The following is a 15,764-nucleotide window of genomic DNA, read 5'->3' on the forward strand; positions in this document are numbered from 1 at the left end:
AGATTTGTGAAATGGTTGAACCAAAATTGGGACGTATTCTCGGCTTATAAAGCCAGTTTAGGCCTTGTTTGGGCTTAAAATTTGTTTAAGTCCCGTTAACTGCGAGAAAGCTGCCTAAATCAAAGAGAGGCTTAACTGTTTCCGTCACTTCCGCCACTAGAACGATTAGTAGAAACACCATGCAAAACAGTCAAAAAATCACACCATGCCTCTGGTTTAACTTTAATGCCGAAGAGGCTGTCAATTACTACCTGAGCATTTTCAATAACAGCAAGATTTTGGAAGTTTCGCACTACGGCGATGCCATACCCGAACACAAAGGCAAACTGCTTACCCTGCTGTTTGAAATTGAAGGGCAGCAGTTTCAGGCACTCAACGGTGGGCCGCAATTCCCATTCACTGAAGCCATTTCCCTCAGTGTGGACTGCGAGACACAAGAAGAAGTTGACACGCTGTGGAGCCAGTTGTCCGCAGGTGGAAGTGAAAGTCAGTGCGGCTGGCTCAAAGACAAGTTCGGGCTATCTTGGCAAATCGTACCGCGATCGCTCACAGAAATGCTGAAGGACAAGGATGCCGACAAGGCGACGCGCGTGATGCAAGCCCTGTTCGCAATGAGCAAGATTGATGTTGCTCGCTTGCAGCAAGCCTACAACCAGCAATAGCCAACAACGCAACAACTACCATTTACTTTCCCATAAAACAACAAAAGGAGAAGATCGTGGCTACTAAAATTTTCGTCAATCTGCCCGTAAAAAAGCTCGATCGATCTATTGACTTTTTTACTAAACTCGGCTTCACCTTCAATCCTCAGTTTACTGACGAGACAGCCACTTGCATGATTGTCAGCGACGACATATTCGTCATGCTTTTGACTTACGAAAAGTTCAAGACTTTTACGCCCAAAGCAATTTGTGATGCCACCAAAAGCACAGAAGTGCTGGTGTGTTTATCTACTGAGAGTCGAAAAGAAGTTGATGAAATGGTTGAGCGGGCGATCGCCGCTGGTGGAACAACCTATAATCAACCACAAGACCACGGGTTTATGTATTCCCATGGATTTCAAGACTTAGATGGTCACATTTGGGAACTTGTCTACATGGAACCAAGCGCAGTAAACCAATAGTCACTGCGTTCACAATGGAAGAAAGATTGCGATCGCCATTACAAATGTAATACACTGGTTACAACCTTTGAGATGATGATGCAAATGCGGATTGAACCTTACGACGCTCAACAACTGGATGCAATCATTCGCCTTTCTCTTCGGGCATGGACTCCGGTATTTGATTCGATTCAGAAAGCGATGGATCTGGATGTCTACCAGAGTTTCTATCCCGATGGTTGGCGCGTCAGCCAGCAAGAGGCTGTCGAAGGTGTCTGCGCTGCGGAGGATACAAATGTCTGGGTTGCTATTGATGCAGGTTCCACCGTGGGCTTTGTCGCCGTGAAACTCGATTCGGAAAGCAGCATGGGTGAAATTTACATGATCGCTGTCGATCCAGACTTTCAAGGTCGTGGCATTGGCTCCGCTCTGACAGAATTCGCTGTAAATTGGATGAAAGATGCGGGGATGTCTGTTGCAATGGTCGAAACCGGAGGCGATCCAGGTCATGCCGCAGCACGTCGCACCTATGAAAAGGCGGGTTTCGGGCTGTTACCGATCGCCAGATACTTCAAAAAGCTGTAGATTTGTCGATCGGGTGGAACGTTATTGTCATTGAACTCGTCGATCTGGTTACTTCTTCACAAGATAAATAAGCGATAATATAGTAGGAAAAATTGATGATTGACCATACTGGCATTAACATTAGTAATTTCGAGAAAAGCAAAGATTTTTACACCAAAGCCTTAGCCCCGCTTGGTTATCAATTACTGAAAGAGTTTGATGCTTCTGTGACTGGTTCTATATCTCTGGCAGGTTTTGGAATAGACGGAAAGCCCGATTTCTGGATTACACAGGGAGAGGTAAATACCCCTAGAATTCATATTGCTTTCCGCGCAGAAACTCATGAGATGGTTCAGGCTTTTTACACAGCAGCGCTAGCAGCAGGGGGGCGAGACAATGGTACTCCGGGTTTGCGACCTCACTATCATCCTGATTATTATGGTGCTTTTGTTTTAGATCCAGATGGACATAATATGGAAGCAGTATGTCATTTTCCTGTTTAACATTAATCAAGGCAGTGAAAATAAAATTTCAAAAGTAATGAATGATGATAAACCTCCGCTCCGCCACCTCCGCTGATTTAGCTCTACTGCGACATTGGGATGAGCAACCTCATGTGGTTAATGCAGATCCTAACGATGATTGGGGTTGGGAAATAGAACTCGATCGCACTCCCGACTGGAGGGAGCAATTAATTGCTGAAATTGATGGCCGGGCGATCGGATTTATTCAGATTATCGATCCAGCACTTGAGGATAGTCACTACTGGGGCGATTGCGAACCGAATCTACGTGCGATCGACATTTGGATTGGAGAAGAGACAGATTTGGGCAAAGGCTATGGCACACAAATGATGCAGCTTGCACTGACTCGATGTTTCGCCGACTCTGCTGTGACGGCTGTACTCATCGATCCACTGGCCAGCAATACCCGTGCCCACCGCTTCTACGAACGTCTTGGCTTTCAATTTGTTGAACCGCGACAGTTTGGTGACGATGACTGTTTTGTTTATCGCCTGAACCGGGCAGATTGGCACCCCAGTAATGAGAATAACGCTCAATGACTTGTTCGTTGCACAAGCATCGCCCTGGAAAGGAGGTTAATCAATGACAAAAATCGTACTTTATATTGCAACCAGTCTGGACGGTTATATTGCTCGTAAAGACGGCAGTATTGATTGGCTTACAGCTTTTGAGACGGACGAAACTGACCACGGGTATGGTGAGTTTTATCGATCGATCGATGGATTGGCGATGGGACGCAAAACCTACGAACAGGTGTTGAGCTTTGGCGAGTGGCCCCATCCCGGCAAGCCATCCTACGTTTTTACCCAGCAAAGCCGATCGCCCGATCGCGATGATGTGTTATTTACCTCCGCAACGCCCGATCGATTTCTGCACGAAATGGAGTTGCAAGGACTCAAACGAATTTGGCTAGTTGGAGGTGCAGAATTAATCGCCTCATTCCTCCAATGTCAACTGATTGATGAATATATTCTGTCGATCGCACCTATCATGTTAGGCGAAGGAATTCCCTTATTCTTGCCATCTCCCATGGAGATGAAATTAAAGTTAATAGAAGTACAGAAGTATCCGACCGAGTTAGTTCAAGTAAGATACACCAAATATAAAAGTAAATAAAAAATACAGACAAAGGAAGCTCTCACATGAGCAAAGTTCGCATTTAATTCTGCTGAGGAATCAGTACAGGTTTTATTGATCGAGTGATGTCTAGCTTTAAAATGATTAGAGGCGTACCAATTGCATCGGGATAGCGACGGTTAACAACAACTTTGAATGCCAACTCAATTTGAGTCTGAGGAAAGTTTTGTGAAACCCATGCTGGCGAAAAATTGTATTAAGCAGACGATGGCGACAGTCCTAATAATGAATGTAATTGTTGGCAATCCGTTTCAGCAACAAACAATCTCAGATGTACCAGATAGGAATCTCCTCAGAATACAGTCTTATCGTCAGTCAGTTTTCCTGTTCTTGAATTAGTACAGGTCAAGGGAATTTTCAAGGTCAAAATTCATTCTTTATTGTAGAATATCTTTGAGCAAACTCCACAGCAGCAATCGGGTGGGCTCAAAGCCTCTGTCCACAACCAGAAGTTTGATGAAAGCCGACGAACTCCCGCGATTGCTATCAGTCAAGCCCCTCTCTATCCCAGGGCTGATTTATTCTAATATCAATTTACGATTTAAATCTGGACAAAGCTTTTAGTAGCAAGGAAAACAGGAGTTTTTAATAATTTGCTAAGCCTGCTACAGAAAGATCTACCCAACGCCTCATAACATAAGGGTTAGAGAGATTGGAAAATTTTAGAAGGAATCAGCCCTGCTCTCTATCCCAATCTCCTGCTGCTTCAAAAGCAGAGTTTGCCTAATATCGATAGGGACTGTTGACATTTGGTAAAATCCCCATGTATTGTTAACGGAAAATTAGTACCCCGTGAGGACGGTGATTATATCTATTCAGGCGATCGTCTCAATTGAGACTGATTACCAGGAATATTTGGTGAGGTCAGACAGGAAAATGTCAGTGATGCAACCGCATCAAAATCTCGCAATCGAATCGGATTTGCAGCGGTATGGTTAACGGCTTGAAAACACTCAGGCTGTTATGAGTTTCCTTGGGCGCTGCCCTACAGCTTGCTTGGAACAATTGAGATCAATGGTAATGGCGCCGACAAAGTTATTGTCAAACGTGCTCTGAGTATGAAGGCACTAGCTTTGAGTTCTAGGAATACAGAATGGTCAACTCAATCGCATTTTCAGGGGTGAAGGGTACGGTTGTCAAAGTTGTTTTCCAGGAATGTAAATTCGTTGAGGATTTTATGCCAAACTCTACTTTGAAATCATCGATCCCAGAAGCAAAACTCGAAGCAGTTGAAACAGCAATTCAAACTGCTTTTAATACCAGAAATGTCGAAAGTATCCAGCTTCTAACTGGAGGGTTCTCCTCAGCGCTGGTTTATAAAATTACCGTGAATGGTAAAGCTTATGTATTAAGGCTGATTATGCAGATCGATCCGCTCAGCGATCCCGTTCGGCAATATGCTTGCATGAATTTGGCCGCAGAAGCTGGCATTTCACCACAGGTTTATTATTTCAGCACGGAAGATGCTTTAGCAATTACCGACTTTATCGAAGCTGTACCTTTGTCGAAATATGTTGGCTCGCGAGATGATTTGCTGGCAGAATTCGCAAAAATGATTGAATCGATTCATGCTACCTCGCTTTTTCCAAAATTCGTGAATTTCATGGATGGCATTGACGGTTTTATTCAGGAGTTTAAGGCTTCAAAAGTATTGCCAGAAACTGCAACAGCAGAAGTTTTCAAATATTACTCAGAAATCCAGATGGTTTATCCGCGTCACGATCGCGATTTAGTCTCAAGTCACAACGATTTGAACCCACACAATATTCTTTTTGATGGCAATAAATTCTGGGTTATTGATTGGGAGGGAGCCTTTGGGAGCGATCGCTATGTGGATTTGGCGATCCTTGCCAATAGCTTTGTCACCACCGAAAAGCAGGAAAACATCTATCTAAAGGCATACTTCGGTGACGCACTGGATGACTGCAAGCGCGATCGCTTGTTCCTGATGCAGCAAGTTTGTCACATTTTCTACGCGCTACCGTTTATGAAGTTTGCTGCGGCGTTGCGTCCCCCCAATTTCGTCCATGACAGCAGCATGGATACGCCTGGTTACAGACAATTTTGCTGGCAACTTGGGGCTGGTGAAGTTTCGCTTAATTCCTATGAAGGAAAACTATTGTTTGGAAAAGTCTTGTTGAACGAGGCTTTGCACAATATGAAAACAGCGCGATTTGTAAGAGCGATCGAGCAAATGGCATAATAAGATATGATGTTCGCAACCTAACTCTGTGAATTCAGATTCCATCTCTTGAGAGCAAAACAGTTCCATAGATCGCGATTAAGGGGTAGCACATTGATTTCCACAGCAATGCAAAATCAAGAAATCACAGATTTTGGAATCAAACTGATTGCAACGGTGAATGGGATTGCAGCCTTACTGCACTTGGGTTTCTGGATATTTGCTTTCCTGCGGCTGCCCCGTCCATCGGTTGTCGAGACAGAAGCAGAACGTGTTGACCTAATCGTGACTTACGGGTTGGGAGTTGCGGATCTTTTATGGTCTGTACCTCTGTTGATTGTGGGTTGTTTTTGGCTTTACAATGGCAGGGAAATTGGTTGGCTAGCGGCACAAATGGCAAACGTGCTTTATTGGTACTCTTTTACGTTCATTCTGATCCGCGAACTGAATGCTAAGTCTATTCGTTTTGGCACCCTGCTATTTTCGCCGTTTGCGATGTTCTCACTGTGGGCGGCCTGGTATCTATGGCAGGTTCGCACCATGTTTTATTAACCAGAAAATAGATTAGATTAATAGTGCAGAAAAAGTTCTAGCTGGATGATTCTGAAGCAAAACTACTGGTTGGAAAAGTCTTGTTGAACGAGGCTTTGCACAATATGAAAACAGCGCGATTTGTAAGAGCGATCGAGCAAATGGCTCGATAAAATCTACGCTTTAGTCATGACATTCAGGGAAATTGCCTGCGTTTAGTAAGCGGGATAGTTAGATATAAATTCCACCTTTTTGCCGATCGTTGAATGAAACATACCGCAATTGATATGCCGCGCATTCCCACCGCGCCGAGTTCAATTCAGAAGGGAGTTCCTCTGAAGCATCTGCTTGGGTCAGAAGCAGTTGATTGTTTGGCACACAATATCTTGCTCGCGTACCCGCAATTTGATGAAAAATCGTTTCGTCAGGTTGCGTTAGATGGATTGGATTCGCTTGAACTTATGGAACGCGGCCGACATCTGGCATTAGCACTCCGTCAATGTTTGCCTGATAAATATGCGACAGCTATTGAGATACTTGTGGCTTCTTTGACACCGCCACTAACTCAAACAGATGGACTAAAACTGGCAGTATTTTTTTATCTTCCTCATATTTGTTTCATTGCTAAGTATGGTATAGAACTAAAAGATAATGATGGACAAGATCCGTTTGAAATATCCATGCTTGCCCAATACGAACTTACCAAACGGTTTAGTGCGGAGTTTTCCATACGACCGTTTCTAATTCAACAACAATATCGCACCCTTTCGCAACTGCTTGATTGGACATCGGATCCAGACCCCCATGTCCGTCGTCTTTGTTCTGAAGGTACGCGATCCAGACTTCCTTGGGGAACGCGAATCCCCGCTTTCATCGCCAACCCAGCCCCCGTATTCCCAATCCTTGATGCCCTGAAGGACGATCGCAGCCTTTACGTGCGTCGCAGTGTCGCCAACAATCTGGGCGATATTGCCAAAGACCACCCCGAACAGGTATTTGCAATTTGCGATCGTTGGCTAAACGGTGCCTCTAATGAAGTCAAATGGCTCATCCGCCATGCTCTTCGGTACCCAGCAAAAAAAGGAAATAAAACCGCTCTCCAACTTAGAGTCGCAGCTAAATAACGAAAATCACTTTAATAAACCTCTCCTAAAAAGATTCTGGAGGCCTTGCTATATGACGATTTTAAAATACAATAAAAATAAAAGTGTTTTTGTTGCGTAAGTCATATTTGAATTAAATTTCCAATCAAATATCGATCGAGAAGGCAGAACCATGATTGAGACGACTAATCTGCAACTACTCCCCGTCGAACGGATACACATCAAGGCTTTTTTGAGCAGTAAAAGCGAGCTGGCAGAACTTTTGCAAGTCACAGTACCTAATAACTGGCCGCAGTTCCCTCACCGAAAACGAGCGGGAAGCCCCGGGCTACCGACATGGGGAGGAACGCGGCTGCGACTTATTTAGTCGCCTACATCTTTTTTGAGAATAAATCTTTTCATAGTCGCCTACAAAATGTTTTTTATTGGCAAAATCCCACCTTAAATAAGATTGCTATGCTAATCTAATAATCAGGAGGAAATAGAAATGTTTGGATGTCAACAAAATCTCATTAGTCCCGATAATAATCTCAAAGCAATTCTAGAATTCCTGTGCAGTGAGTCATCAAAATTGACGAATTGCGGAATTTATTATGCTCGACAGATGTACTTCAAGACTGGTAAAATACCGACGAGGGCAGAGTTACACAAAGTGTTAGGCACGGAGAATCAAAATCTGCATTACAAGGCATTCTATTCGGACACGGCACAGCAGATTTTAACTACTGTCGCCGAGTCTTTTAAATCCTATATTGGACTTCTAGAAGGCATCAAAAAAGGGACGGTAACTCAAAGACCTAGATTACCTAATTATCGACAAGGTGGTCTAGCTTTGGTGACTTATACAGGTCGCTCCGTTCGACTTAAAGACGGACTTTTGAGATTTCCGCTGGGTACTAAAGTTAAAGCCTGGTTCGGATTGGATGCTTTTTATCTACCTTGGCCTACAAACTTAGACGACAAAGCAATCAGAGAATATCGAATCCTACCTAGAAACGGCTGCTTCTATTTGGAATTAGTCTACAAAACGGCAGATATCCAAGCAGATGTAGACCCATCTAAAGCTTTGATGATCGACCACGGAATGAACAACTGGCTAACTTGTGTTAGTAATATAGGAACTAGCTTGATCGTTGATGGGTTACATTTGAAGTCGCTCAATCAAGGATACAATAAGCGTGTTGCTTTTTTGATGTCAGGGAAGGCAAATGGTTATTGGTCAAAACGACTGGCGCGTTTGACAGAAAATCGCAATCGGACGATGCGAGATGCTATTAATAAAGCAGCTCGAAAAGTGATAAATCATTGCTTAAGCAACAATCTTGGTACTGTTATATTTGGTTGGAATGCTGGCATGAAGAATGCTATTAATCTTGGCTCTCAAACCAATCAGAATTTTGTGCAAATTCCGACGGGTAGACTCAAGAATAGAATTGCTAAACTGTGTGAAGAATACGGGATTAAGTTTGTAGAAACGGAAGATTCGTATACTTCCAAGGCTTCATTTATTGACCTTGATTTGCTACCTAAATTCTGCGAAAAACTTTCGTGGGTGGCAACCTTGTGGTAAACGAGTTAAGCGCGGATTGTATCGTACTCTTGAAGGTTTGTTGATTAATGCAGACTGCAATGGGGCAGCGAATATTGGTCGAAAAGTAGCGGCAACCTTGGGGATAAGTCTCAAGGGAGTCAGTAGAGGTGCTTTGATAACGCCTTTGAAAGTCCCTTTGTGGTCTTAGTCAAGAATCCCCCTGATTCATCAGTGGGGAGTATCAAGCATTTTCCCTCCCTGAGGATGAATCCTTACCGCTTTCTAATGGTTGGAATGGATATTTGTTTATTCACCCGCAACAGGCAGTGCTTGTGGGTAATGGAGGTTTCAAAGGTGAACCAAATGAGTCGGGCATTGTAGAAATTGGTTATGAAATAGCTGCCGAATACTGGAATCGCGGATTGGCAACTGAGGCAGTACAGGGGCTAATTGACTATGCTTTCGATCGCGAGGAAGTGCGAGCAGTCAACGCTCATACTCTGGGTGAAGCTAATGCTTCCAATCGGGTACTACAGAAGGTGGGGATGCGGTTTGTGTCCGATGTTGTTCATTCTCAATTAGGTACAATCTGGCTCTGGCAGATCGATCGAGATTCTGCCAATCGTTGATGGAATTGATGAGGATTTTTGTAGCAAGGTCAACAGGTGCGATCGATCGCCCGCAATGACTCGCCAGTTGTTTCGAGCATCCGCTTTAACACTCGCTACATCACCTGTGCTTCATCATCATGTAGAATATGCTGAATCTGTCAAATAAATTAACCACAATTATTGTAGAGACGGGTTCGCGGGCGATCGCAAATATCAGCAATAACACCCGCAAACCGGATTTGATTGGGAACTTTCTAAGCTCGCAAATCGCCTAAAGCTTTCAAGGCAAATTGTGGCAAAGCCAACATCCTGCGCCAGCGCCAAGGTTCTTGATAAAGCCGGTACAACCATTCTAAATGATTGTCGCAAAACCACGCCGGTGCGCGGTCTTTTGTTCCAGCCCAAATATCAAAACTGCCGCCAACTCCCACCCAAATTGACTGCGGACAAAGGTGGCGGTGTTCGGCAATCCAAAACTCTTGGCGCGGCACTCCTAAGCCGACAAAAATAATTTTTGGCTGTATTTGTTTGAGGCTTTCACAGAATTCTGTTTCTTCCTCAGCAGAAAGATAGCCGTGTTGAGCAGAAATAGACAATCGATTAACTTTTTGCTGCCAACTTTCCGCCGCCTTCGCCGTGACTCCGGGCGCACCTCCAAAGAAAAATATTGGTTCGGAATTCGGCAATTTTCCGGCCTGTTGCAGCAGCGATTCTGCTAGTTCAATCCCCGGAAACCGCTGTGCCGATTTGCCGCGCATTCGCAAATACAGCACTACTCCAGAACCGTCGGGTATCACGAGCTCGGCAGAGCGAATTACATCGGCTAAAGCCGGGTTTTGTTCGGCTTGCATTGCCATTTCAGCATTCAGCGTCACGACGTGAGTCCCTAACCCTTGATGCAGGCGCTCTATCAGCCAACCTGCATAATCGTCTAATATGTGAACTGGTAGTCCCAGCACTGAAAATTGCGGGCGCGATCGATCCATATTTCTTTCTTTGAGATTCCTACACACCTAGTTGTTTAAATTAGCTTAGTTTGGCGATCGCCCTCAGACAAGTCTCGGACGCAAAAAACCCGATTTTTGGCACCAAAAGTCTGTTAAGTCATCATTCTGTGGCCGATAAACCGGGTTTTTGGTCGAAATCGCGATCGCCCGTTAGCGTTCAATTTTCTTAACAGAGCCGTCAGCGTACCATTCCATCGGCACGAGTTCAATTTTACCATTAATTTTCACTGTAGAGTAGACAATCTTTACGAAAGCAACGCTGTTGTTATTGTTGTTGCGGCTAGACATGGCAAATACCTTGTTATGTTTGTAGAACTTGAGAAATGATAGAAACTCTGATATATTTAAAAGTCTATTCACCGCAATTCGGCTCGCATCAGGAAAACTAAGGAAAACGAAATGGCGATCGCAACAACCCAGCGGCAAACCCGGTTAGATTATTACTACCAGCAAATCAAAAACGTCATCCTCAAACGCCAGAACCCAATAACCGGTTTGCTGCCGGCGAGTACGGCTGTTAACGCCCACGGCGACTACACCGATGCCTGGGTGCGCGATAACGTGTACAGCATTTTGGCAGTGTGGGGTTTGGGTTTAGCTTACCGCAAAATTGATGGCGATCGCGGCAGAACATTTGAACTCGAACACAGCACAGTCAAACTAATGCGCGGCTTGATGTTTGCGATGATGCAGCAAGCAAACAAAGTCGAACGTTTTAAAAATACTCAATTGCCCCTAGATGCCCTGCACGCCAAATACAATACTCAAACCGGAAACATTGTTGTCGGCGATGACGAGTGGGGACATTTGCAGTTAGATGCTACCTCTATCTTTTTGTTAATTCTTGCTCAAATGACGGCTTCGGGATTGCATATAGTTTTTACAATCGATGAAGTCAATTTCGTCCAAAATTTAGTTTACTACATTGGCAGAGCTTACCGCACTCCCGATTACGGAATTTGGGAAAGAGGTCATAAAATTAATCGCGGCAATGCCGAATTAAATGCCAGTTCTGTTGGCATGGCAAAAGCAGCGCTGGAAGCAATCAATGGATTGGATTTGTTTGGAGTTAACGGTTCTCAAGCATCGGTAATTCACGTTTTGCCGGATGAAATTGCCAGAAGCCGCATCACTTTAGAATCGCTTTTGCCTCGCGAATCTAGTTCAAAAGAAGTAGATGCTGCTTTATTGAGCGTGATTAGTTTTCCTGCTTTTGCTGTGGAAGACAAAGAATTAGTAGCACGGACTCGCAATAAAATTATTGACAAATTACAGGGAAATTACGGCTGCAAGCGGTTTCTGCGGGACGGACACCAAACAGTTTTAGAAGATGCCGATCGCCTGCATTACGAACCGACAGAATTAAAGCAGTTCGATAGTATAGAATGCGAGTGGCCGCTATTTTTCACTTATCTGCTCTTGGACGGCATATTTGAGGGAAACCAAGCCCAAGTCGAAGAGTACCAGGAGCGTTTGGCATCTCTGGCAGTCGATCGCGCTGGTTTACCTTTACTACCAGAATTGTACTATGTCCCTGCCGTAAATATAGAAGCCGAAAAATTAAATCCCCGCAGCCAGCAGCGCTTACCCAATGAAAATGTTCCCCTAGTTTGGGCGCAAAGTTTGTATTTTCTCGGTCAATTGCTGAACGAGAAATTAATTGCAGTGGGCGATATCGACCCGCTAGGAAGGCATCTGTCAGTCGGCCAGCAAAGAGAACCTTTAGTGCAAATTGCCCTGTTAGCTGAAGACGAAGATTTGCAAGCAGAACTAGCCGCTAACGGCATTGCAGCCCAAACGCCCAAGCAAGTAGCACCCATTCAAGTCCGCCAGACTAAGGAATTATCCGCTATTTACGCGGAGATTGGACGCAACGATCCGCTAGGCTTAACCGGCCGCCCCGTGCGCCGTTTGCGGAGTTTGACGACTTCCCGGGTGTTCAAAATTCGCGGAGAGGCGATCGTATTTCTCCCCTCATTTTTGGACAGAGAAGAATTTTACCTAACCCTAGACTACCATTTTCTAGTATCTAAAATCCAAAGTGAAATCGCTCACATTCACCGCCACTGGTATCAGTTAGGACGCCCCACAGTAACGCTGATGTTAACTCATGCGATGCTGGAAACCGGCCGGGAAGCATTGTTAGACTTGATGAAAGAACTCCGGGACGGACACTGCAAAAACACGCCAGTTAAACTCGGGAATCTCAACCAGTTAATGCTGACTGCGGGTACGGAAAGAATTGATTTCATGCACGATTTTGAATTCACCGAATCTCCGGTAACAGGTGCAATAGAAACCCGCAGCTATCTCGGTTACAATCCCGAAAAAACTTGGCCTTTGGGTCACACGCAAGAATTCAAACTAGAGTGCGAAACTAATACTAAATTGCTGCTCGCTAGCCTGCGCGGTTCAGAGAACTTGTACGAACAAATAGAGCTGCTGCACACATTGATTCGACTAAAAGGACTAAATTTCGATACAGGATTTGGAGGCGCCGAAGCAACAGTAAAAGTTGTGGATTTGCTCAACGAAGTTTATACAAAAGCTGGAGAAAGTTCGCAGTCAAAAATCCAATGGGCAGTCATCCGCCATGCTGCTGGATTGCTGGACAAGGTTGATATCAGCTTGTCGGATGCGGTGACAGACATTTTGGTCAGGCAAAAACAAATTGCTGTGGGGAAAGCCTACAGCGAAGATTCGGTGATTTCGCGGCCTGGTTCTTACATGGAAGTGATGGACAAAATCCGCCAATTCTGCGGAGAAGACATTCGCGATCGAGTTCTCACCCAAGAAGTTATTATCTATCTCAGCGTCCTAATTAAAGCCGAACCGCAGTTATTTAAAGGTCTGCTGACACTGAGAGTTAGCTACTTTATTTTGTTGTTAACCAGCGAATTAGCCCGCGAATTGGGAGTTACGCAAAACGAAGCTTACGAACATTTAATGCAGCTAAGTCCTTTTGAAATCAAAAATCGCCTGCGCCAAGTTTTGACAGAATACGAGGAAATGAATCAAATCCTCAAAGAGCAAGAATCCCTGCGCGTCAAACAGCCGGAAAAAGATATTGAATGGGTAGTCGCGCCTGTTTTTGAAGAACCACAAATGCCTGCGGGAGGATGGCGTCGCAAGCGGCAAATGGAAGGTGCAGTCAATCGCGTACCGAAAGATTTTTATCCGAGTGTTTGGGGATTGCTGCGGCACTGTAAAGGCTTGATTATTGGCGACAAATTAGAGCGCCGAAATCGCTTGGACAGCGATGTTATTTTATCGGAAATGACCCCGGGCGAAAAGAATTTTGCGCTACAAATTGAGCATTTGCTGAACAAGATTGTGGCACCGGAATATCGACAAGTAAATATTGAGGCGCTGATGGAGTTGGCGGCGATCGCCCAGCGCAACCCTGAATTGAAAGTAGAAGAATACATTGTTTTAGATGTATTAGTCGGTCACGCGGTGCGGCTGAATTGGCAAGGAAAACACCCGGAAAGAGCGGACAGGTATGATGAAGATAAGGCGGCGGCGTGGCAAGGTTTTTACAATACTTCGCCCTACGTTTGTGCGAGTCACGTCCTCGATGCTTTCCGATTCTTGACGACGTTTGGATAGGTAGTAGGGTGTTGTGAATTTAAATTGCATATTCGGGGTGGTGCTGCGAAGCCCACCCCACTAATTGTTTGATTGTTTTTTGGGACGCAGTTACTACCCCTAAACTACAAAACTCCTTTAGAGCTCGGAATCCGACTGGCGCGCCGAGGATCGATCGCCACCGCCATCCGCAGAGCCCGCGCAAATGCCTTAAACGCGGCTTCGACAATGTGATGAGAATTCCCGCCCTGCAACTGTCTGACGTGCAGTGTCATTTGAGTGTGGTTCACCACCGCAGCAAAAAACTCTCTCACTAACTCGGTGTCGTAACTACCGATGCGCTGGGTGGGAATTTCCAAGTTGTAACTTAAATGAGGCCTTCCCGAAAAATCTAGCACTACTTCAATTAATGCTTCATCCAGCGGGGCGATGAAGTGTCCGAAACGAGAAATGCCCGATCGATCTCCGACAGCTTTTGCTAGGGTTTGACCTAAGGTAATGCCCACATCTTCGTTCGTGTGATGGTCGTCGATCGCCAAATCGCCGATCGCCTGCACGTCCAAATCAATCAATCCGTGAGAAGAAATCTGCTGCAACATATGGTCTAAAAACGGAATTCCTGTAGACGCCTTGCAAGTTCCCGAACCGTCGAGATTGAGGCTGACAGTGACATCCGTTTCGAGTGTTGTGCGCTTCACCAAGGCGGCCCTGGCGATCGTGTTACTAGAAATTGGAGGAGGTACAGGCGGGCGATCGATTATTTCCATAATTCGCAATTGGTCATTCATTAGAATTAATTAGTAATTTGGGATTAACACTTTTGTAGCGAACAAAAGACAGTTATTGACAGTTGACTGTTTGCAAATCTTGCTGTCAACTGTCTAAAAACTTCGCTGTCAACTGTCAACTGTCAACTGTCAACTGTTTAAAAGCTGTTACATTCCCATGATTTCGTAACCGGCATCGACATACAAAACTTGACCCGTAATCCCGCTAGATAGATTGCTGCACAGAAAAGCCGCAGCATTTCCCACTTCCTGCTGAGTTACCGTCCGCCGCAGCGGTGCCACTTCCTCAACGTGGTGGATCATGTCCAGAATGCCGCCAACTGCTGACGAAGCCAGAGTCCGAATCGGGCCTGAAGAAATGGCATTTACCCGAATATTTAACGGGCCGAGTTCCGCCGCCAGATACCGAACATTCATTTCCAAAGCAGCCTTAGCAATTCCCATGACATTATAATTAGGAACTACCCGCACACCGCCCAAATAAGTTAGCGTGATAATACTGCCGCCTTCGGCCATCAGCGGTTTAGCAGCAGCACAAAGCCGCACCAGCGAGTAAGCGCTAATATCCAAAGCATTGGAGAAGCCTTGACGCGAGGTGTTGCTGAAATCTCCGGAAAGTTCGTCTTTGCCGGCAAAAGCCAGACAGTGAACTAGGACATCTAACTTGCCCCATTTGTCGGCGATCGTTTTAAAAGTAGACTCGATTTCGCTTTCGTCTTGGACATTGCAGGGCAGATACAGACTGGGATTGAGCGGTTCCACGAGTTCAGCGACTTTGCGCTCGTGCTTGCCTTTTTCGTCCTTCAAATAAGTTATGCCGAGATTAGCCCCAGCTTTGTGGAGCTGCTGGGCGATGCCCCAGGCGATCGAGCGATTGTTGGCAATGCCCGTAACAAGAGCATTTTTTCCGGTCAAATCTATCATCTGTATTTTTTTAAGAAGCAACTAGCACCGTTCTCATTGGCTGTATGCGACAACCCCGCCAGTTTAGACACAACCGATTCAGATTTAACTGATTCAGACACAATTGAGACACAATTGATATTAATTTTGCTGTGGAGCTAGATGGGGCGGAATTGAAAAAGTTAAGAGAAGG

The 15,764-nt window shown here is 45.1% G+C and carries 17 protein-coding genes; 13 read left to right on the forward strand and 4 right to left on the reverse strand.

Annotation, left to right across the window (positions count from 1 at the left end; all coding sequences use genetic code 11):
• The first annotated feature begins 179 nt into the window (after window positions 1-179).
• From JGK07_RS05070 to JGK07_RS05125, 12 genes are all read left to right on the forward strand, one after another.
• On the forward strand, window positions 180-662 hold the full coding sequence (locus JGK07_RS05070) for a VOC family protein (RefSeq protein WP_293176357.1): 483 nt from the start codon (window positions 180-182) through the stop codon (window positions 660-662).
• Window positions 663-718: 56 nt separating this feature from the next.
• Window positions 719-1,123 carry a VOC family protein gene (locus tag JGK07_RS05075; protein ID WP_293176359.1) on the forward strand — a complete coding sequence of 135 codons (405 nt, stop codon included), beginning with the start codon at window positions 719-721 and terminating at the stop codon, window positions 1,121-1,123.
• A gap of 84 nt (window positions 1,124-1,207) precedes the next feature.
• Window positions 1,208-1,687, forward strand: coding sequence for a GNAT family N-acetyltransferase (locus JGK07_RS05080; protein ID WP_293176361.1), 480 nt, complete (start codon window positions 1,208-1,210; stop codon window positions 1,685-1,687).
• 95 nt (window positions 1,688-1,782) lie between these two features.
• The gene (locus JGK07_RS05085) at window positions 1,783-2,169 is read left to right on the forward strand and encodes a VOC family protein (RefSeq protein WP_293176362.1); all 387 of its coding nucleotides are present in this window, start codon (window positions 1,783-1,785) and stop codon (window positions 2,167-2,169) included.
• A 41-nt stretch (window positions 2,170-2,210) separates the two neighbouring features.
• Entirely contained in the window at window positions 2,211-2,729 is a 519-nt protein-coding gene (locus JGK07_RS05090; RefSeq protein WP_293176364.1) for a GNAT family N-acetyltransferase, read from the forward strand.
• A gap of 43 nt (window positions 2,730-2,772) precedes the next feature.
• Window positions 2,773-3,306, forward strand: a complete 534-nt coding sequence (locus tag JGK07_RS05095) for a dihydrofolate reductase family protein (protein ID WP_293176366.1) — start codon at window positions 2,773-2,775, stop codon at window positions 3,304-3,306.
• A gap of 1,114 nt (window positions 3,307-4,420) precedes the next feature.
• On the forward strand, window positions 4,421-5,530 hold the full coding sequence (locus JGK07_RS05100; RefSeq protein WP_293176368.1) for a phosphotransferase: 1,110 nt from the start codon (window positions 4,421-4,423) through the stop codon (window positions 5,528-5,530).
• A 108-nt stretch (window positions 5,531-5,638) separates the two neighbouring features.
• Window positions 5,639-6,061 carry a hypothetical protein gene (locus JGK07_RS05105; RefSeq protein WP_293176370.1) on the forward strand — a complete coding sequence of 141 codons (423 nt, stop codon included), beginning with the start codon at window positions 5,639-5,641 and terminating at the stop codon, window positions 6,059-6,061.
• 245 nt (window positions 6,062-6,306) lie between these two features.
• A complete protein-coding gene (locus tag JGK07_RS05110; protein ID WP_293176372.1) occupies window positions 6,307-7,164 on the forward strand; it encodes a hypothetical protein in 858 nt (285 codons plus the stop codon).
• Between the two features lie 466 nt (window positions 7,165-7,630).
• Window positions 7,631-8,713 carry a transposase gene (locus JGK07_RS05115; protein ID WP_293195818.1) on the forward strand — a complete coding sequence of 361 codons (1,083 nt, stop codon included), beginning with the start codon at window positions 7,631-7,633 and terminating at the stop codon, window positions 8,711-8,713.
• Window positions 8,714-8,901: 188 nt separating this feature from the next.
• A complete protein-coding gene (locus JGK07_RS05120) occupies window positions 8,902-9,303 on the forward strand; it encodes a GNAT family N-acetyltransferase (RefSeq protein WP_293176534.1) in 402 nt (133 codons plus the stop codon).
• Between the two features lie 128 nt (window positions 9,304-9,431).
• Complete coding sequence (locus tag JGK07_RS05125; protein ID WP_293195820.1) at window positions 9,432-9,560, forward strand: hypothetical protein; 129 nt, start codon at window positions 9,432-9,434, stop codon at window positions 9,558-9,560.
• On the opposite strand, the gene JGK07_RS05130 is transcribed toward JGK07_RS05125, so the two are convergent.
• A complete protein-coding gene (locus JGK07_RS05130; RefSeq protein WP_293176378.1) occupies window positions 9,540-10,271 on the reverse strand; it encodes a WecB/TagA/CpsF family glycosyltransferase in 732 nt (243 codons plus the stop codon). The genes JGK07_RS05125 and JGK07_RS05130 overlap by 21 nt on opposite strands.
• A 171-nt stretch (window positions 10,272-10,442) precedes the next feature.
• The gene (locus tag JGK07_RS05135) at window positions 10,443-10,580 is read right to left on the reverse strand and encodes a hypothetical protein (protein WP_293176380.1); all 138 of its coding nucleotides are present in this window, start codon (window positions 10,578-10,580) and stop codon (window positions 10,443-10,445) included.
• A 111-nt stretch (window positions 10,581-10,691) separates the two neighbouring features.
• On the opposite strand from JGK07_RS05135, the gene JGK07_RS05140 reads away from it, so the two are divergent.
• A complete protein-coding gene (locus JGK07_RS05140; protein WP_293224009.1) occupies window positions 10,692-13,901 on the forward strand; it encodes a glycoside hydrolase family 15 protein in 3,210 nt (1,069 codons plus the stop codon).
• Between the two features lie 104 nt (window positions 13,902-14,005).
• Here the strand turns inward: JGK07_RS05140 and hisB are convergent, their stop codons facing one another.
• Both hisB and fabI read right to left on the reverse strand, forming a co-directional pair.
• Window positions 14,006-14,668 carry an imidazoleglycerol-phosphate dehydratase HisB gene (gene hisB / locus JGK07_RS05145; RefSeq protein ID WP_325314964.1) on the reverse strand — a complete coding sequence of 221 codons (663 nt, stop codon included), beginning with the start codon at window positions 14,666-14,668 and terminating at the stop codon, window positions 14,006-14,008.
• Window positions 14,669-14,815: 147 nt separating this feature from the next.
• Window positions 14,816-15,592, reverse strand: coding sequence for an enoyl-ACP reductase FabI (gene fabI, locus JGK07_RS05150; RefSeq protein WP_293130545.1), 777 nt, complete (start codon window positions 15,590-15,592; stop codon window positions 14,816-14,818).
• Window positions 15,593-15,764 lie beyond the last annotated feature (172 nt).

This window comes from Microcoleus sp. PH2017_24_DOB_U_A (genome assembly GCF_020738205.1).
GTDB lineage: Bacteria > Cyanobacteriota > Cyanobacteriia > Cyanobacteriales > Microcoleaceae > Microcoleus.